The organism is Acidovorax sp. SRI_002 (assembly GCF_057586455.1).
The window spans coordinates 214,057-232,535 of sequence record NZ_JBYCZW010000001.1 but is presented as its reverse complement, the minus strand read 5'-3'; the positions used below and the strand labels follow the sequence as shown (position 1 = coordinate 232,535).

Sequence of the window (18,479 nt, the reverse complement as noted above, 5' to 3'; positions counted from 1 at the left end):
ATCAACACCCTTTTCGGCAGGTGCTTGCTGATGAGGACACGTATTGCCGCGAGACAACAAGGGTTTATGGAAAGTAGGCTCATCCTGTCGGGTGCGAAGCGCTGATGTCCATATTGGCAAATAAAATTATCGAAAAATATTATATTTTATTATGCAGTAGAGGGCTCTGACCCCGTCTTTCCAGCCGATTTTCTTGCCGTCTTCGTAAGTTCTTCCAAAATAGGAAATGCCCACCTCATAGATGCGGCAATTCAACTTTGAAACCTTGGCTACAATCTCCGGCTCAAATCCAAAACGATTTTCTTCAATGCGAATGGATTGAATTATTTCTCGCCGGAATGCCTTGTAGCAGGACTCCATGTCCGTCAGATTTAAATTGGTGAATACATTGGATGCCAACGTCAAGAACCCATTGCCCACGCGATGCCAGAAGTACAAGACGCGGTGGCAATTGCCACCAATGAAACGCGAACTGAACACTACATCGGCCCTGTTGGATAAAATAGGTTCTATTAAAATGGGATATTCATCGGGGTTGTATTCAAGATCGGCATCCTGAATGATGACGATATCCCCGGTGGCATGTTGGATGCCAGATCTGAGTGCCGCCCCCTTGCCCTGATTGGTTTCATGAAATACCAGCCTCTCAATCTTGCCAGCCAACTCATTCGCAAGTATCTCTCTGGTTCCATCTGTTGAAAAATCATCGACAACAATAATTTCTTTCTGCGGATAAGGCGCTGAACGCACTGCATCCACAATAGACCGGATGGTTTGCTTTTCATTGAAGCAAGGAATGACAATCGTCAGCTTCATGGAAGAAGGTATATCCATTTTTGCGCCAATAGTACGGAAACAATCATGACAACGCCCAAGCCCGCATAAAGCGCACGATAGCGCGCCTGCAGGCTGCGTACACTCTCAAACGTCAGTCCTTCCCGCATCGCCTGGAGCATCCAGTAAAAATGCAGCGGATAGATCAACGCGACAAACATGGCCAGCACTTGCGGCACCGTTCCTCTCAGCGCCAGCAGGACCAACAGGGCGTCGGCCAGCGTGAAAAGCACAAAACTAGCGATGAAGCTCCGCTTTTTGCCGAACTTCACTGCATTGGTTTGAATCCCGTTGCTTAGGTCGGCCTCGCAATCGCGAACCTCCTGCGTCAGGTGGCCCGCGCTGAAAATAGTGGCAAAGAACAATCCGATCTGCAGGCCATTCATGTCGGGGCTTCTGAACACTGAATAGCCCAGCAAAAAATGCAGCAACCCGCTGGCAACATGGAGCAGTGTGTTCGCAAGCGGTATGCCCTTCAGGTAAACATGCGGGATGGAGTAGAGCGCTCCAGCCACTGCGATCGACAGCGCAATAGCCAGCGTTGCCGCGTTCAGCTGGCTGAGGGTCATGAGGCTCAGCGCCAGCAGAATCAGCAACAAGGCCCCGATCTCATTGCGCCGAATGCCGCGATTGATAAAAACCCCTGCGGCCCTGGTTGGGTCCCGAAGGTCCTGGTGCACTCCGGACCAATCGTTGAGCATGAAAATGTGGGCCACCAAAAAGGCGTTTCCTGCCATCAACAGCAACAGCATCGCCGCGCTCTGATATGTGAAGTGGCCCATGGCAAAGACGGCGCCCAGCAAAGGCGCGCCCTGAAGCACCAGAACCTCGTCGAATCGAATGCACGACAACAGGCGCAGAACCCGCCGGGCTCCCTGGGGACGATCCATCATGGTGTTTTCGGGGCAGTCCGCCTGCCATCGGCTGCAGAGCTGCCGGTGTTGTTGTCAAGGCCGTTGCCGTTGTCGGCCAGAAGGCCCAGTCGCGCGCTTTCCAGGTACAGCCGCAGCCAGAGCGCATAGCCCACATCTTCCGACCAGTAGAACCTGCGCACCGAGGCGGTGAGATCGTTGTGGTACAGCAAGGGCGGGTTCAACTTCACGGCGAAGAAGTCATTTTTTGACAGCTCTTGAAGCAGATGGATGATCTGGGTCGGCTCGGGCACCCTGCCCTTGCCGCCCTGGAGCCGCTGCAACATGTCGCTGGCGCTCAGCCAGATTTCCTGCCCTTGCAGGGCTGTTTGCGAACGCGAGGGCGGCAACTGCACATCGCAGCCCACCGCTTTCATGTCGGCCTGGCGCAAGACGGGTACCAGCGGTGCCCTGCGGTAGTAAACCCACACGCGGTCCTGGTCGACGGCTTGGCGAAGCGCGCCGCACAACATCTGGGCCGCTGGTGGGTCGGCCTGCGCCAGCCACATCAGCACATGCATCTGGATCGCCACGTCGGTGGGGTTCGGATCGGAGCCTGGGTCGATGCACCGGTACTCATTGCGCTGGCCCAGCCAGGTGTTGTAAAGGCCTTCGGCGGTACGGTACTGCATCAGCGCCGTCAGGGCCGCTGGCCGCAGTGCATCTGCACCGGGGGCCAGTCTCCACACCAGGGCGGTGTCGTCGGCATCGGGTGTGATGGGGCACAGCCCATGCGTGGTCATGGCGGCGCCATCCGGCCGGCCGTGGTAGCGCACGAGCCCACTGGCCTCGATCTGGCTGCGCAGATGGGTCCGGGCCCGGTCCAGGCTTCCCCCCAGCCCCACGGTGCCTGGTCTTGAACCGAGAACGTCCACCATCATCGAAGTGACGTAGGTATTCATTTCCAGCTTCGGCTTCTCAAAACGCTCTTCGCTGGTGTACGCAGTGAGCCAGTAGCCATCGACCTGTTGCCGGCGGCTGATCAAACCCACAGCCTTGCGGGCGCTGTGCGCAAGCTCGCCATGGCGGGTGGCGTTGGGGGCTGGGTCCGCTTTGTCGGGCAAAGCTGGCCGCATCACGCCTGCGGTGGCTGCAGGTGCGGCAACCGGCCCTGGTTCGATGCGTATCTCGTGCAGGCCCATGACCAGATTGCGGGTATCGCCATTGGGCAGTGGCTTGATGGTGGCGGTATCCACCGCGAAGAAGCTGATGACGTTCCGCCCCACATGGAGGCGGGTGCGCGCCACCACCGAAGCCCTCCCGCGGAAGGTGTACTCGCCTTCCGCCGCAGGGACGCCGTCCTGCAGCACCATGACCCTCCGGTCGGGCGCAGTCAGGCCGTGCCCCGGGGATACCTCGAACCGGAGGTCCACGTCGTTGTCCTCGCGCGACCAGAGTGCGAACTCGATGCCCTCGGCATGCCCCTGCCCCATCCACAGGAAACCGCCCTCTCTGCCACCCAGGTTTTCAACAGGCCATGGCGTCTCCAGCAAGGCGGGATCGATACCCACCTTGGTTTTGAGACTGTCGGTGACCCTGATCAAGGGTGAACCCGGCGGGACGGCCGTCGTCTGGAATGGCCTTTCGTTGGCCAGTGTGGTGCCGCTCACTTCGAACAGACGCATATGGGGTGTGTTGAGGGGGGTGGACTTCAGTCCGGCCTGGGCGCTGAGCCACTTCACCATTTCGCGGGTATCGACGGTTGGAAACCACTCGAAGAACACCTGCTTGTCGTCCTGGATCAAGACGTGGGTGGCTTTTTCGGATGCGATCATCCGGCCCATTCTTTCTGGGTCAAAAGGCCCCGTGCCCCAGGGAATCACTGCGTTGGAATAACGGGTTTCCGGCGAGAAGAGCGAATAGTCGCGGGCGTCCTGGTGCCCCACAAAAAGCACGCGGGAACCAGCCGGCAGCATGGATCCGACAATTTCTTCAAATGGCTCATTGATCAGCTTTTCCGAGGCGGGAGCTGCGATGGCCTGTACAGCGTCGTAAGCCAGAGCCCTCATCGGCTGGTATGCGGCATACGTGACCACCATCGCAATGAGCGCCTGGGCAAATTTCTTTCTGGAGAGGTACGGCGCAACCAGCGCAATGCCAACGGGCAGCAGCAATGCATACGGGCCAATGAGAAATCGCGCAGGAACGTCGGACTGGGCCATCCACCGCGCGCCAAACAGGATTGCGCACAGCAATGGAATTGCCAACAGCGTTTGTGCCGACACCGCCGTCAGCCTCACGTGCGGCCAGGTCGCGACCAGGTTGCGAACCAGAAGGTACACAGCGATCAGCAACATGGGAATCCACAGCAACCCCCACAACGAAAACCGTGTGGAGTGCTCAGGCAGCGAGTACACGAAACTCCCCGGCCACGCGCCCTTGTTTTCGCCCGCCAAGGGTGCGCCAGCGCCCACGGAATAAATGAATTGGTTGGCGGCACTGCTGAAACGGGACCGCGTTTCACTCGAAACCGGAACGTCCGGCAGTTCCAGGAGCAAAAATACAAAACGCACCGCGTGGGTATAGATCACTTGCGGAGTGATGTCGGCCTGCACCACGCGCCGCACCTCCTGTGGCCCCAAGGGGTGGTGGTAGAGCGCCGTGTTGAATGCCAGGGGAACAAGCAGCGAGCTCAAAACACCCGCACACACCCATCCTGCAGCCAGTGCCTTGAACCGCGCAATGCATGAAAACGGACTCGGCGCCCACCACACGATCAGCAGCAAGCTGGGAATCATCGACACTGGAAACGACCGGACATTGATGCTCAGTACCGTGAATGTCCCCAGGAAGAAATATTGGGCCTTCGATGCATCAGGCTGCGTGCAAATGGAAACCACCCAATAGGCAATACCCAGCAGGGTGACGATGGACCAGATTTCAGGCTTGAGCCCCACTGCACTGGATGCAACAAGAGGCGTAGAGACCAGAATCAACACGCCCACCAGAGCCACTGTCTGGCTCAATTTGAGTGCCCGCAATAAATAATATTGACCGATGGCTGCCAATGGAAACGCCAGCCAAAACACAATGCGGCCCATAGCTTCAGTTTTGGTGAACAGCACCGGCCACAGGAAGAATAACTCGCTCCCGAACGGAATCATCGTCTGTCGGATATTGTGCGTGTCAAACGGGAATACCGATTGATTTTGAATCCAGTAGATAACCCGCGAGGCGTGGTACATCCTGTCATCAAAGTTCTGGAGAGGCGCTACGGCCTGCCCTACCAACGACATCCAGAGGACTCCGCAAATCGCCATCAGCGTTATCATTCCCCACTGCGATAATCCCCGCGCGAACGCTGCAAGCCTTGTGCGCTGCGCACTCCATATCCCCAGAAAGCCCCGAAGCGTGGGCCAACCCATTTCGCGTGTCAACCGCAAAGTGGCAATGCAAAAAAGCAGCTGGACCAGCATCCACGCAGCCGGATTCAATGCTTGAACCAACGAAGTCAGGCTTGCAATTGCACCCACCTGCAGCATTGTGCTGGCGATGAAAATCCAGAAACTATCGGCAGAAGAATTGGCAAAGCGTGAAGCCCATCGCTGTGAGGACCAGACGATCAACAACAAGGAAACGGAGAAAATCATTGATTTTATAAAATATTCACATCAATTCACATTGGCAACACAAACATCAATTAATTTTGTTGATTTTCTATCACAAATTGTTACTTCTGCAAATATACCATGCAGCTCACTAGAAGCCATTTTCTGGGGGTGAAACGCTCGGCACGCGTACTCTAAAAGCCAAGCGGTCCTGGCGAAACAAGCCTGTACGCGGCAGGCAAAAGTCACCCCCTTGCTAGGCCTGATCCTGCAGCATGAGCAGAGTTGCGGCCCTTGCTGGGGCCTGATCGAGGGCCGAGCAACCGAAGGGATGGGGCCGTGTGGGGCGCCGACGCAATCCAGCAAGAGCGCCTTTTAAAACCAAAAATAATATTAAACTGTAGATACATGCAAATTGCTGTATACTCCGTGTCGTTGCAGTCACGGCTCTTGACGCGTGCAGTCACCGCAACGCCTGCTCAGGGTGGCAATCCGCCCCAGGCAAGCCGCCTTTTGCAACCTTTGTGGTTGCCCATTGGGTCTGTAGAGCTGCAGCCCACTGCGTCCCTTGATGCTCACGCAGGTCGATTTCCACGCCTGCGATCCTGATTGATCCAGATTTCACAGACCGCCATTTCCATGGGCAAGTACGTCGTTTCGCCCACGACACACCCGACCGACTGCGGCCGCTTCCGCGCCTCCTTCTCGGTCCATCGTTCTCAGGGCAACGGCAGCTATTGCCGCGTGTTCCGTTTTGACAAAGCCTTTGCCTCGCGCGAAGCCGCCCGGCTCTTTGCAGTCACCCAGGGCTGGCTGCAAACGTGCATGCCGCACCCCCCAACGTGCTGATGACCTGATCTGCGACCTGCAGATCCCATCCACCCATCCCAGTTGCTGCGGACACTCGATCCGCACAGCTGCATCCCAACGGTACGCCCTTCGTTGCGCACCACATTTCAGAAAGGCTCAACCATGAGCAGCAAAATCTACGTGGGCAACCTGCCCTACTCCGTGACCGATTCCACCCTGGAAAGCAACTTTTCCGAATTCGGCCGGGTCTCTTCCGCCAAGGTCATGATGGACCGCGAAACCGGCCGCTCCAAGGGCTTCGGCTTTGTGGAAATGGCCTCCGCCGAAGTCGCCCAGGCCGCCATCAGCGCCCTGCATGGCATGTCCGTTGACGGCCGCTCGATCGTCGTGAACCTGGCCCGCCCCCGTGAAGAGGGTGGCGGCGCCGGTGGCTACAAGGCCGGCGGCTACAGCGCGAGCACACGCTCGGACGTTGGCTACGGCACGGGTGGCTTCGGCGGCGGTCGTTACTGATCCAGGCAACACCCTGTGAAAAACCGGCTCTGAGGAGCCGGTTTTTTTTGCCACGCACCCCTAGTCCACTGAATCGGCGGCGCAGGCAATTGCCCCTGGCACGCCTTACTGAAAAACGCACACGCCCAATGACTGACTTTTGGCCCGGTACATGGCGGTGTCTGCAGCGCGCAGGTAGTCGTCGACCGTCGCCAGCCTGGATGCGCTGCTGGCCAATCCGATGCTCGCACCAGTGATCACGGTGTGCCTGCCAATGACGTAAGGTAACTCCAGGGCGGCGGCAATCTGCTCCGCGCGTTGGCGGGCTTCAGCGGGATCGATGGACTCCAACAGCACATTGAACTCGTCGCCACCCATGCGGGCGACCAGATCGACCGCCCGCACGCAGGATTCGAGCCGCCGCGCCACCTGTTGCAAGAGCTGGTCGCCCACATGGTGCCCGTAGCTGTCATTGACGGCCTTGAACCCATTGAGATCCAGCAGCAGCACGGCGAACATCGTGGCTCCATCGCGTATCGGAACGCCACCTCCGTTCACCACCTCGTTCTGGTGCAGCGCGATGAGTTGCGCGAGGCGATCGCGGAACAACGGCCGGCCGGGCAAGTTGGTCAGCGCATCGTAGGAACTGCCACGCTCAGCCAGATCGCTCAACGATCCCGCCATGCGCACGGGAACACCCTCTTCGAACTCGGCGAGCCCGCGCCAATTGACCCACACCAGCCGCCCTGCTCCGTGGAACGCGCGGAAGTCCACCGAAAAGTTCGGGCTGTTTCCCGACAGGTGCCTGCGGTAGGCCTCCTGCACGCGCTCGCGATCCTCGGTATCGATGAGCTGCTCCAAAAAGCGCCAGCCTCCGTCATGCACAAGATCGGCGCTACCCAGTCCGACGATCTGGAGAAACCGCCCGGACACATGCAGCGCGTCCGTTCGCAAGTCCCAGTACCAGATACCGTCATTGGATCCGCGCGTCGCCAGCGAATAGCGGTTTTCGGAGCGCAACAACTCGAGTTCGGTGTTCTTCTGTTGGGTCACGTCGATCATCAGGCCGATCATGCGGTTCGGCCGCCCCGGCTCGACCACCGCGCGGCACAGATCGCGCACCCACACGACCTTGCCGGACTTGGCAATCAGCCGATAGCTCATCTCGTAGGCATGGCTGTGCGTGGCGTTGTAAGCGGCATCGTCGATGCGCAGGGCCTCCTCCAGATCGTCGGGGTGTACATGCGCCCGCCAGAAGCCCGGGTCAGCCCGCCATTCCTCGACGGAGTAGCCGAACAAGCGTTCGACCTGCGGGCTCAGGAAGGTATTGCCCACGCCGATTTCAGCCTCCCACACCACGCCGTCAATGGTTTCCAGCAAGCGCAGAAAGCGCTGGCGAACTTCCACCAGCACCTGCTCGGTGACCTCGGTGATCTCGATCAGGACACCCTGGCGGCTGATCACCCGGTCCGCCGCATCCGTCTCCGGGTGGAGCTGCAGACGCACCCAGCGATAGTCCGCGTCGGCAAAGCGCAAGCGGAACACCGGCATGCCCGAGCGCATGGTGCCGATGTCGTCGGGATGCACGAACTCCAGCAAAGACCTGCCAAGCGCCGCCGCCACCGAATGGCCGGTGAGCTTGTGCCACGCCGGGTTCAGATAGATGATCTCCCACAGCGCATCGGTTTGCACCACCGCCTCAGGAAGCAGTTGCAACAGGTTTGCGGACGGCGTGGGAGTGGTGGGCATGCAGGGCTATTGCAAATGGGTCAGATTCATGCACGGCCGCGCCGAACAAGTCCTTCGCGCGTCGCGCAACCCTGCGTTGGGCGGCCTGCTGCGGAGCCAATCCCATTTCCGAATCGGGTGCGCGCCATCACCGGGACAGAGGCAGCGTCGCCTTGACGGATCGAAAAATCAACCACGTCAAAGCGAGTATGGCATGCATCCAAGTCACCTTTGGACTCGGTGGTTTGGGTGGTTTGGGGCCGCCAGATGTGCGAGCCAGCAACGCCGTCCTCTGCCGCTGGCTCGCTCACATCACGACGGCTTCACCCGTCAGAACGCCACCTTCACCCCCACCGTCAGATTGCGGCCCATCAACGGCGCGGCATTCTTGATGAACGAGGTGTGCGCATACGCCAGGCGGTCCGTCAGGTTGTTGGCCTTCAGGTACACCTGCCACGGCGTTCCGCTGCTGAACTGGCCGTTGTAGCTCACGCCCAGGTTCAGCATGCCGTAACCAGGGGTGGCGGTTTCAAACTCGGCCACGCGGTTCTGGCGGGCCACCTGGACCCATTCGACCTGGCCTTGCCAAGCTTGCCAGTTGGCGTCCAGGCGGATGCCCGCGCGGGTGGCGGGGATGCGGGGAAGTCGGCCGCCGCCTGCGTCGAGCGTGGCGCGCACGGTGTCGCCGAACAGCGTGATGCCCAGGTTGCGGTTCAGGCGCTGGCGCACCTGGCCTTCGATGCCGGTGAAGGTGGCGTCGGCCTGGCTGTATTGCAGCAGTTGCAGGCCATCGACTTCATCGAGCGTGCGGCCGTAGATGTAGTTGTTGATGCGGTTGCGGAAGATGCTGACGCCAAAGGTGGTGTCGCCGCTGGTCTTCTTCAGGCTCACGTCGATGTTCTGCGAGATCTCGGACTTCAGGTCGGCGTTGCCGCGCTCATACGTGCTGGTGGCCATGTGCAGGCCCTTGGCATACAGCTCTTCGGCCGAAGGGGCGCGGCTGGCGCGGGTGAACGAGGTGCCGACCTGGTAGCCGGGCGTGAACTTCCACACCGCGCCCAGCGATGCCGAGGTGCCGTTGTGGCTGCGTTCGATGCCGCTGGTTTGCGCTTCGGCCGTCTGGCGGTCGTGGCGCAGGGCGGCTTCGAAGCGCCAGTCGCCCAGGCGGTATTCCTCCAGCGCGAAGAAGCCCAGCTTGCGGGTGATGGTGGGCTCCACGTAGGCCTCTTCGCCGTCGGCGCTGAACTTGCGCTGCGAGGTCTGCAGGCCGATCAGGCCCTTGAAGCCTGAAATGGGCTCGTGCTGCAGCTCGATGCGGGTGTCGTAGGCCTTGTTCTTGAAGGTGGTGCTGATGGCTCCGTCTTCGACTTCGTCGTGCACGTAGTCGGTGACGCCGGCGCGCAGGCGCAAGGCCGAGAAGCCGGCGAAAGGGTTGCGCAGCTCGCCGCGGATGTCGAAGCGTTCGCTGCGCAGGTCCACCACAGGCACGTCGCCATGTTCTTCGGCGCCGTGGTCGTGGCCGTCTTCCTCCTCTTCGTGGGCGCCGCAGTGCAGGTGGTCGCCGTGCGTGTGGCAGCCTTCAAAGCTGTGGTTGTGGCCCGGCAGGCCGTATTTGGCGGTCTGGCGGGTGTAGGCGGCGCCCAGGTAGCCGCGCTCGCCCACCCACGACAGGCCCACGCTGCCGGTGTCGGTGCGGTTGAAGCTGCCCAGCACCTTGCGGGTGGGTTCGCCCTCGGGCGCCCAGCCCTTGCCGACGCGGTAGTCGCCCGCATCGCGCGCCACGCCTTCCACATGCACGGCCAGGTTGCCGGTGCCGCCGGTCAGCGAGAAGGCACCTGCTTTTTCACCCGCGCCGGAGTTGGCGCGCAGCTCGGCGCTGCCCTCGTAGCCCTTTTGCGGGATGGCGGTGGGGATCTTGCCGTCGAGCACATTGACCACGCCGCCCACGGCGCCGTTGCCGTAGACCAGGGCCGAGGGGCCGCGCAGCACTTCGATCTGCGTGGCCAGCAGCGGCTCGGACACCACGGCGTGGTCGGGGCTGATGGCGGAGGCGTCGTGCAGCTCGGCGCCGTCGCTCAGCACCTTGACGCGCGGGCCGTCCATGCCCCGGATGATGGGGCGGCTGGCACCGGCGCCGAAGTGGCTGCTGGTGATGCCGGGCTCGCTGTTCAGCGTTTCGCCCAGCGTGGCCTCACGGCGGCGCACGAGTTCGTCGCCTTCCAGCACGGTAACGGGCGTGGTCATCTCATTGGCGCCCAGTTGCAGGCCGCTGGCCGAGACGGTGACGGCGGGCAGGCTGGCGGGGGCCGCAGCGCTGTTATCGGCAGGCGCTGCCACCGGCGCGGCTTGCGCGTGCGCCACGCCGGTGCCCGTCAGCGCCAGCATGGCGGCCAGGGCCACGGGATGGAGGGTGGGACGGGCGCGAAGAATAACAACGGGGCGGCGAGGTTGGGATGTGGTGTGGGTCATGGTGCGGTGTGGCAACGGGTGCTTGAGCGTTTGCGGGTACGCATGCGCAGGGGGCGTGGTGCATGGACCGGTGCTGGCGGGGCCGGCACGCAGACACATGGCTTCCTCGCCCTGGGCATGAAAATTTGACTAAAAATGGCCGCCAGCGCCTGTCTATCAAGCGCTAGCTGCTATGGAATCAGGAGTAAATGGGCAAAGCGCGATAGCGCAGCCCTGCAAGGCCGGGCAAGGTGTTGGCGGCCCGGCCCGCGATGCGGTGGGCGCGTATGCGATTTGCTGCGGTCAGGCCGTGGGCGGGCCACGCGCCTGGAACAGCGCAACGTGCGGGGCCGTAGAGCGCCCGGCATGTTGTACCGGCGATGCCTGCGCGGGCACCAGGGTGGGCAGCGCCGAGGGGGCGCTGTGCAGTGCATCGCCCAACGCAAGCTGGTCGAGCAAAAGGCAGTCCACGGCCGCGTGGGGGACCAGGAGCAGTGATAGCAGCCCGTGGGTGTGGTCTGCCTCGGTGGACGGGGCCGCGTCCTCATCCGCTGCCAGCGAAGCGGCTGCGAGCCTGTGGTGTGCGTCGGCTTGTTGCGCAGCTTGCACCGCGTGGCCCGCGTGCATCTGCGCCAGCGCCTCTCCATGCTCCACCTGGTGCAGGCGCCCCAGCGTGGGCACCACCACCAGGGCCAGCAGCAGCCACGCCAGGGCGGCCTGCGCGGGCAACTGCTGGCGCAGGCGGCGCCACAGCGCGACCAGTGGGGTTGGAAACAACGGGGTCACAAGAGGAACAAGGAAGGCAGCGGGATCGGGGAAAAGGCGGCAGAATTACTTCACGGGCACCGCGTCCACCACGCGGTAGTACAGGCCATATTGGTCGTTGGGGAGCACGGTGAACTTGCCCTCCACCACCACCGGTTCCAGCGAGTAGCGCACGGGGGTCTTGGCCTTGACCTCGACCATGCTCTCTGGCCCGCCCGGCGTGCAGAACGAGCAGGTCATTGGCACGGAGGTAAGTAGAAAGTGGGTCTGCGTGGGCTTGGCATCCAGCGGCACCATGAAGCCCTGGATGCGCTGCGTGGTCTTGTCCATGCCCTTTTGCGCGTCGTTGAACACGGGCAGGATGCCGTCCTTGGTGGTCTTTTTGGTCAGGTCGGTCAGCACGGACCACGGCACCACGTCATTGCGCTGGGGCAGCGGCGCAATGGGGCTGTTGGGGCTGTGGTAGCCCGCCCCGCTGCCCGACGCAACGCCCGATGGCATGGCGGTGCCCGCGCCCGCGGGCAAAGGGGACGAGAGCGCGGGTGCGGTGGTGGGCGCGGCACCGGGCGTTTTTCCGGTCGCGCGTTCAAACTCCCCCGGCGCTGGTTTGCCCGTGGGCGCAGCGGTCGGCGACTGTGCGAGTACGGCCCCCGCCCAGGCCAGCGCCAACCACGCACAGGCGTGCCGGGCAGTGCGGGTGCGGCTGGCTCGGGCATCGGGTTGTGCTGCGGGATGACGGTGAGCGGGATGGATTGCCATGGCGGGAAACCTGATCTGTAGCGTTTTCAGAAATGGTAGCGGGCCTGGAGGCCCATCGCCTCAGTGCGCGTGCTTCATGCCGCAGTATTTGCCAATAGCCAGACCCTTGCAGGCAGTCTGGAGTTCCTTCTGGCAGACGTCCTCGCCCTTGCCGGATTCGAGGCACTTGGCGGCGGCCTCGTGGGCGGCGGCCATGGCGCGGTGGCGGGCGATGTCTTCTTTGGTCTCTTTGTCGTTGTGGGCCTGGGCGTGCGCCAGGGCGCCGACGAGCAGCATGGGGGCCAGGGCGAGTGCGGTGAGGAGCTTTTTCATGGAAGGCCTTTCAGATTGGTTGGTGGACGGTTTTAGAGGACAGAACTCGATGGCTGCATCAGGGCTGGCTTAACAGGTCGGCCACGTCCGTCCGGTACGCCTGCATGGCGGGCAGCAGCGCCGCCAGCGCCGCCACACCGGCGGCCATCAGCGGCACACCCGCTTCGGCGGGCAGCCAGATGAGGCCGGTGACAGGCAGCAGCCCCTGCGCCTGTAGCACCCAGCCCAGGCCATGGGCCAGGCCGTGGCCCAGCAGCAGGCCCAGAACAGACGCCATCGCGGCCAGCCACAGGGCCTCCCACAGCACCAGCCCCGCCACGCGGCCTGGCGGTGCGCCCAGCATGCGCAGCATGGCCAGATCGGCACGGCGCTCGCGCACGGCGTTCCACAGCGCGATGAACACGCTCAGTGCGGCCACCGCCAGCAGCACGCCGCCAAAGGCGCGCAGCACGTCGGCCCCTACGCCCAGCAGGCGCATCAGGCGGGTGACCTCGATGGCGGGCGCCGCTGCCTGCATGGCGGTGTCGCTGTTGATCTGGCGCGGCAGCGTGATGGCGGCCATGGGCGTGCGGTAGCGCACCAGGGCCACGGTCACTTCGCGCTCTTCTTTCAAGATTTCCAGGTCTTCGGCATCGGTGGCCGTAGCGGTCTCGTGCACCATCCAGACGGATTCGGTACTGGTCAGGATCAGCCGGTCCAGCACGCAGCCGCAGGGCGCCAGCACGCCGCTCACACGGTAGGGGTGGTTGCCATGCGCATGCCCTCCTCCGCCCAGCCCGTGGCTGCCGATGAAGGTGGCGCCCACCAGCGGTGCGCCCGCATGGCTGCTTTTGACAATGCCACGCGCCACGCTGGCGCCCAGCACCGCGTCCATGGGTTGCTGCCACAGTGCGCCCTCAGCCAACGTTGCCTCGTAGTGCGCCACGTAGTCGGGCGTGGTGCCCACGATGCGGTAGCCCTGGTAGCTGTCGCCCAGGCTCAGCGGGATGACCTGCGCCACCAGCGGGTTCTTCTGCAGTGTCTGCACCTCTTGCAGCGGGATGTTGCCCGTGGGTACATCAATATGGAAAACGCCTGCCAGGATGAGCTGCAGCGGGCTGCCCTTGGCGCCCACTACCAGGTCGATGCCGCTCAGATCACGCTCAAACGCCTTGTCGAGCTGCGTGGCCACCAGCAGCACCAGCGTGATGGCGGCCAGGCCGAGCGTCAGCACCAGCAGGTTCAGCACAGCCGCCAAAGGCCGGGACCACAGGTAGCGCCATGACAGGCGCGCCAGTTTGAAGACTCCTGAATTCATAGCTGCTCGCGCTTATCCATCAAGCGCTGGGCGCCGATTTCATTCAAATCCAGCGTTTGCACACCGGCCAGGGCTTGGACCACACGCTGGTCGTGCGTGGCAACCACCAGGCTGGCATCGCAGGCGGCGGCGCTGTGCTGCAGCAGCGCCAGCGCGTCTGCGGCGGCCTCGTCGTCCAGGCTGGCCGTGGGCTCGTCGGCCAGCAGCACCTGCGGCGCCAGCAGCACGGCCCGCGCCAGCGCCACGCGCTGCGCCTGCCCGCCCGAAAGCTGGTGCGGCTTGCGGTCGGCCAGCTCGGCCACCCCCACCTGCGCCAGCGCACGCGTGATGGCGGCATCGTCGCGTGGCAGCCCGGCCGCAAAGTAGACCAGCGCCAGGTTGTCGGCCACCGTGAGCGCGCTGCTGAGGTAGAGCTTTTGCGGCAAAAAGCCAATGCTGCGCGCGCGCCAGGCATCAATCTCGGCCCCGCGCTGCGTGCCCAGCTGCGTGCCTGCCACAAACAGGTCGCCCCCGCTGGCTCCGCGCAGCCCGGCCATCAGCGCCAGCCAGGTGGACTTGCCCGAGCCCGAGCACCCGCGCAGCAACAAGGTTCCGCCCTGGCGCAGGTCCACATCGGGGAAGCGCAGCGGCGCGGCGCCGCCCGTGGCATAGGTGTAGGAAAGGCCTCGTGTGCGGATCATGCGGTAGCGCCCTCGGCCGGGTGGGCGCAGTCTGCACAGCGCCCGTGGACCGCGATGTCCACCGCCAGGCTCTCATGCCCGGCCGTGGCCAGCGCCTGCAGCACCTGCTTGAGGGCGGTCTGCACCTTGGCCGATCCCTGCGAGAGGCGGAACTGGCGGTGGCAATCGTCGCATTCGAATCTGGGGGCTGCGCCCTCTTCGCCTTGGGGTGCCAGTGCATACCGGGTCACGCGGGCAGCGTCCACCTGCTTGTGCAGCAGGCCAGCAGCGGCAAAGCGGTCGAGCATGCGGTAAACGGTGACTTTGTTGACGGGAGCGCCAGCGGTGGCGAGGGCGGCTTCTACTTCGGGTTCGGAGAGCGCCGCGTCAGGCCGGGCCTCGTACAGCACCGCCAGCGCCCGTGTGGCGCGGGTGGCGCGCATGCCCGGGGGGAGCGACCAAAGGCGGTGTGGGGATGAAGAAGATGGGGTGGAGGGCATGGCGAGATGCGGCGGCAGGTGATGTCTGTAACGCAATCGGTTTGCATTATGCCTTCGTGTTGGCCCTCCCCCAACTGAAACCCCTGAATGAAATGGCAGAGGACTGACGGCTGCAGCGACATGGTTGGCGATGGAGCCGTTCAACACAGAGAAGCGCCTCAGGTTGGATGGGCCTTTTGGCTGAGTCTTTCCGGTGTGCCTTCATGGCATGCCCGTGATGCATATCAATTTTCAGGCTCAAGCCCTGACCATAATTCCTAATTTCCCAAATCTTTCACTTCATCCGACATATTGTGTTGAATACCGTCGGTATAAGGTCGAAGCAAAATGCAAGCACTGCTATTACCACTTCATCTCACGTTTGTCGGCCTTTGGCTCGGTTGTGTTCTTACCGAAGCCCTTTTTGAACGCGCGTTGTTGGGTCAAGGTCGTGACAAGGAACTCATTCTTTCGACACTTCACAAGCGCGTGGATATTTTCATTGAAATACCCGCCTTCACCATGGTTCTGGCTACAGGTGCAATGCTGCTGGCTACCGCCACAAAAAACCCGATCCTCTACGCCAAGCTTGGTTTTGCCTTGATAGCCATTGCCACCAATACCTATTGCGTATATCTGGTCTTCAAGCGCCATCGACTGGCCGTGCAAGGTCATTGGCAAGCGTTTGACGCCGTAGATCATCTGCAACACAAAATGGGAGCCATCGTCTTGGCGGGAATAATATTCGCGCTGGGGCTGGGGCTTTATTTGCTCCACCCGACTGCCAATGGATAGATTGACTAGTTAATCCCAAAATTGGCTTGGACCCGTGTTGGCTTTGCTGCCGAGAAGACCGCACGGCGGTCTCTCAACCCTTCAAATACCGCGCAAACGTCTTGCGAAACTTCTCCACCTTCGGCCCCACCACAAACGCGCAATACCCCGCGTTCGGATTGTTCGCAAAGTAGTCCTGGTGATACGCCTCGGCCGTGCTGTAGTTGTCCAGCGGCTTCACCTCGGTGGTGATCGGTGCACCAAACAGCTTGTCTTGCGACATCTGGCGAATCATGTCGTTGGCAATGTCACCGTGCGCAGGGTCTTCGTAATAGATGCCGCTGCGGTACTGGGTGCCCACGTCGTTGCCCTGGCGGTTGAGGGTGGTCGGGTCGTGGGTATGGAAGAAGATTTCCAGGATCTCCTCCAGGCTGATCTCGTCAGCGTCAAACGTCAGGCGCACCACCTCGGCGTGGCCGGTGTCGCCCCGGCAGATTTGTTCGTAGCTGGGGTTCAGCGTGTGGCCGTTGGTGTAGCCGCTTTCCACGTCGGTGACGCCGCGCACGCGGTCGAACACGGCTTCGGTGCACCAGAAGCAGCCGCCGCCCAGGGTGATGGTTTGCAAAGTCATGGTCGTCCTTGGGTTCAAACTTGACCATTATGAATTGACGCCCTATCCCGTGCTTGCTACATTACTAACCGGTCAGTCATTAACGAAGCCCTTCCTTGCCTTCCACCTCCCTTCCCCCCACCGCCTCCGTCGGCACCAAACGCGAGCGCCGCAAGGAAGCCCGCCCGGGTGAGCTGCTGGAGGCCGCGTTGGATCTGTTTGTCGAAAAAGGGTTTGCCGCGACACGGGTGGATGAAGTGGCGGCCCGTGCAGGCGTCTCCAAGGGCACGCTGTTTTTGTATTTCCCCAGCAAGGAAGAGCTTTTCAAGGCGGTGGTGCGCCAGAACATCGCGGGCCGTTTTGAAGAGTGGCGGGATGAGCTGGATTCCTTTGTGGGCACCACCAGCGATCTGCTGCGGTACTGCTACCAGGTGTGGTGGGAGCGCATCGGCGCCACCAAAGCCTCGGGTATTACCAAGCTGATGTTCAGCGAGGCCCAGAATTTCCCGGAGATCACCGAGTTCTACCAGCAGGAGGTGATTCTGCCGGGGCAGGCGTTGATCCGCCGCATCGTCGAACGCGGCATCGAGCGCGGCGAGTTCCGCCCCGTGCCACTGGACTACATCGTGCATGTGGTTCTGGCGCCCATGATCTTCCTCATGATGTGGAAGCACTCGGTGGGGGCCTGCATTCCAGACTCGCTGGGCCTGCGGCCTGAGTTGTATATCGATGCCCAGATCGACAATGTGCTGAACGGGCTGCTGGTGCGGCCCGATCCTTCTTCTCCCGTGCCTTCCCCCTCTCCCACTTCTTTTGCGCCGCCCTCACGCGGCTCCTGACCATGAAACGTTGGATTCCCTGGATGGTGGCAGCCGTCGTTGTTGTCTTGCTCGGCGGCGGCGTGTGGCGGGCTATGGCGGCGCGGCAGGCGCAGCAAAAGGCATTGGCCGAAACCACGGCCCAGCGCGCCCAGGCGCCGCTGCAACTGGCAGCCCAAGAGGTGTTGCCGGTGCGACGGCAGAACCTGGCGCTTGGCGTGCCCGTGTCAGGCGCCTTGCGGGCGGTGGACTCGGCCATGGTCAAGGCGCGCGTGGGCGGTGAGTTGCAGGGGCTGACGGTGCGCGAAGGCGACAGCGTGAAGGCCGGGCAGGAAGTGGCCCGCATCGATCCCACCGAAGCCCGCGCCCGGCTGCGCCAAGCTCAGCAGCAGGCCGATGCGGCCAAATCGCAGGTGGACATCAACCAGCGCCAGTACACCAACAACCGGGCACTGGTGGATCAGGGATTCATCTCGGCCACGGCACTGGTCACCTCGCAAGCCAGCCTCGAATCTGCGCAGTCCAACCACCAGGCCGCAATGGCCGCTGCCGACGTGGCCCGCAAGGCGCTGGAAGACACCGTGCTCAAGAGCCCCATCAGCGGGCTGGTGGCGCAGCGCCTGGCCCAGCCGGGCGAGCGCGTGGCGGTGGACGCCCGCATCATCGAGGTGGTGGACCTGTCGCGGCTCGAGCTGGAAGCGCTGCTCAACCCGGCGGATTCCGTGGCGGTGCAGGTGGGCCAGAAGGCGCAGCTCACCATTGAGGGCATGCCCGCCCCGGTGCCTGCCACCGTGGTGCGCATCAACCCCAGCGCCCAGGCAGGCAGCCGCACGGTGCCCGTCTACCTGCGGGTAGAGCAAGCCCCCGGCGCCACGCCGCTGCGGCAAGGCCTGTTTGTGCAGGGCACGCTCGATACCGGGCGGGCCGACGTGCTGGCCGTGCCGCTGGACGCCGTGCGCACCGACAAGCCCGCCCCCTACCTCCAAACCTTGAAAGACGGCCGCGTGGTCTATGCACCCGTCAAGACCGGCACCCGCGCGGTGGTGGCCGGCCAGACCCTGGTGGCGGTCGAAGGTGTGCCCGAAGGCACGGTGGTGATTGCGGGCCGGATCGGCCTGCTGCGCGAGGGCACGGCCGTGGCGGTGGCTGCATCAGCTGCGACAGTCGCTGCTGCACCTGCATTGGCAGCGGCATCCCGCGCTGCTCCCTGATCACCCTGACTACCCCGACCCGCC

The 18,479-nt window shown here is 62.7% G+C and carries 17 protein-coding genes; 5 read left to right on the top strand and 12 right to left on the bottom strand.

Translation table 11 applies throughout. The annotated features are described in order from the left end of the window. Positions 1–126 precede the first annotated feature (126 nt). From AC2YJX_RS01015 to AC2YJX_RS01005, 3 genes are read right to left on the bottom strand one after another with little or no spacing between them, the layout of a single operon-like run. Positions 127–816, bottom strand: a complete 690-nt coding sequence (locus AC2YJX_RS01015; protein WP_487254990.1) for a glycosyltransferase family 2 protein — start codon at positions 814–816, stop codon at positions 127–129. Further along, positions 813–1,727 carry a UbiA family prenyltransferase gene (locus tag AC2YJX_RS01010; RefSeq protein WP_218301090.1) on the bottom strand — a complete coding sequence of 305 codons (915 nt, stop codon included), beginning with the start codon at positions 1,725–1,727 and terminating at the stop codon, positions 813–815. Before AC2YJX_RS01010 ends, AC2YJX_RS01015 begins: the two co-directional genes overlap by 4 nt. Continuing rightward, a complete protein-coding gene (locus tag AC2YJX_RS01005; protein WP_487254989.1) occupies positions 1,724–5,335 on the bottom strand; it encodes a hypothetical protein in 3,612 nt (1,203 codons plus the stop codon). The genes AC2YJX_RS01010 and AC2YJX_RS01005 overlap by 4 nt, the downstream gene beginning before the upstream one ends. A gap of 597 nt (positions 5,336–5,932) precedes the next feature. Between AC2YJX_RS01005 and AC2YJX_RS01000 the strand changes: the two genes are divergently transcribed. Next, the gene (locus tag AC2YJX_RS01000) at positions 5,933–6,142 is read left to right on the top strand and encodes a hypothetical protein (protein WP_055401919.1); all 210 of its coding nucleotides are present in this window, start codon (positions 5,933–5,935) and stop codon (positions 6,140–6,142) included. Between the two features lie 123 nt (positions 6,143–6,265). Beyond that, positions 6,266–6,616: an RNA-binding regulator gene (gene rbp / locus AC2YJX_RS00995; RefSeq protein ID WP_055401895.1), complete on the top strand. Its 351-nt coding sequence runs from the start codon at positions 6,266–6,268 to the stop codon at positions 6,614–6,616. A gap of 105 nt (positions 6,617–6,721) precedes the next feature. On the opposite strand, the gene AC2YJX_RS00990 is transcribed toward rbp, so the two are convergent. The 8 genes from AC2YJX_RS00990 to AC2YJX_RS00955 form a co-directional block, all read right to left on the bottom strand. Beyond that, positions 6,722–8,344: a PAS domain-containing protein gene (locus tag AC2YJX_RS00990; RefSeq protein WP_487254988.1), complete on the bottom strand. Its 1,623-nt coding sequence runs from the start codon at positions 8,342–8,344 to the stop codon at positions 6,722–6,724. 309 nt (positions 8,345–8,653) lie between these two features. Beyond that, the gene (locus AC2YJX_RS00985; RefSeq protein WP_487254987.1) at positions 8,654–10,792 is read right to left on the bottom strand and encodes a TonB-dependent receptor domain-containing protein; all 2,139 of its coding nucleotides are present in this window, start codon (positions 10,790–10,792) and stop codon (positions 8,654–8,656) included. 282 nt (positions 10,793–11,074) lie between these two features. Beyond that, complete coding sequence (locus AC2YJX_RS00980) at positions 11,075–11,557, bottom strand: hypothetical protein (protein ID WP_487254986.1); 483 nt, start codon at positions 11,555–11,557, stop codon at positions 11,075–11,077. Between the two features lie 45 nt (positions 11,558–11,602). After that, positions 11,603–12,295, bottom strand: coding sequence for a DUF3299 domain-containing protein (locus AC2YJX_RS00975; RefSeq protein ID WP_370108430.1), 693 nt, complete (start codon positions 12,293–12,295; stop codon positions 11,603–11,605). Positions 12,296–12,355: 60 nt separating this feature from the next. Next, the gene (locus AC2YJX_RS00970; RefSeq protein WP_121506414.1) at positions 12,356–12,607 is read right to left on the bottom strand and encodes a hypothetical protein; all 252 of its coding nucleotides are present in this window, start codon (positions 12,605–12,607) and stop codon (positions 12,356–12,358) included. A 58-nt stretch (positions 12,608–12,665) separates the two neighbouring features. Further along, on the bottom strand, positions 12,666–13,904 hold the full coding sequence (locus AC2YJX_RS00965) for an FtsX-like permease family protein (protein ID WP_487254985.1): 1,239 nt from the start codon (positions 13,902–13,904) through the stop codon (positions 12,666–12,668). Continuing rightward, positions 13,901–14,584, bottom strand: coding sequence for an ABC transporter ATP-binding protein (locus AC2YJX_RS00960; protein ID WP_487254984.1), 684 nt, complete (start codon positions 14,582–14,584; stop codon positions 13,901–13,903). Before AC2YJX_RS00960 ends, AC2YJX_RS00965 begins: the two co-directional genes overlap by 4 nt. Beyond that, positions 14,581–15,006 (bottom strand): Fur family transcriptional regulator, encoded by a 426-nt coding sequence (locus tag AC2YJX_RS00955; protein ID WP_487255406.1) that lies wholly within the window; start codon positions 15,004–15,006, stop codon positions 14,581–14,583. Before AC2YJX_RS00955 ends, AC2YJX_RS00960 begins: the two co-directional genes overlap by 4 nt. A 384-nt stretch (positions 15,007–15,390) precedes the next feature. Here AC2YJX_RS00955 and AC2YJX_RS00950 point away from each other — a divergent pair, with 384 nt between their 5' ends. Beyond that, a complete protein-coding gene (locus AC2YJX_RS00950; RefSeq protein ID WP_487254983.1) occupies positions 15,391–15,837 on the top strand; it encodes a hypothetical protein in 447 nt (148 codons plus the stop codon). Positions 15,838–15,910: 73 nt separating this feature from the next. On the opposite strand, the gene msrA is transcribed toward AC2YJX_RS00950, so the two are convergent. Next, positions 15,911–16,447: a peptide-methionine (S)-S-oxide reductase MsrA gene (gene msrA, locus AC2YJX_RS00945; protein WP_487254982.1), complete on the bottom strand. Its 537-nt coding sequence runs from the start codon at positions 16,445–16,447 to the stop codon at positions 15,911–15,913. A 95-nt stretch (positions 16,448–16,542) separates the two neighbouring features. Between msrA and AC2YJX_RS00940 the strand changes: the two genes are divergently transcribed. Next, positions 16,543–17,265 (top strand): TetR/AcrR family transcriptional regulator, encoded by a 723-nt coding sequence (locus AC2YJX_RS00940; protein ID WP_487254981.1) that lies wholly within the window; start codon positions 16,543–16,545, stop codon positions 17,263–17,265. A gap of 2 nt (positions 17,266–17,267) precedes the next feature. Beyond that, positions 17,268–18,455 carry an efflux RND transporter periplasmic adaptor subunit gene (locus AC2YJX_RS00935; protein ID WP_487254980.1) on the top strand — a complete coding sequence of 396 codons (1,188 nt, stop codon included), beginning with the start codon at positions 17,268–17,270 and terminating at the stop codon, positions 18,453–18,455. Positions 18,456–18,479 lie beyond the last annotated feature (24 nt).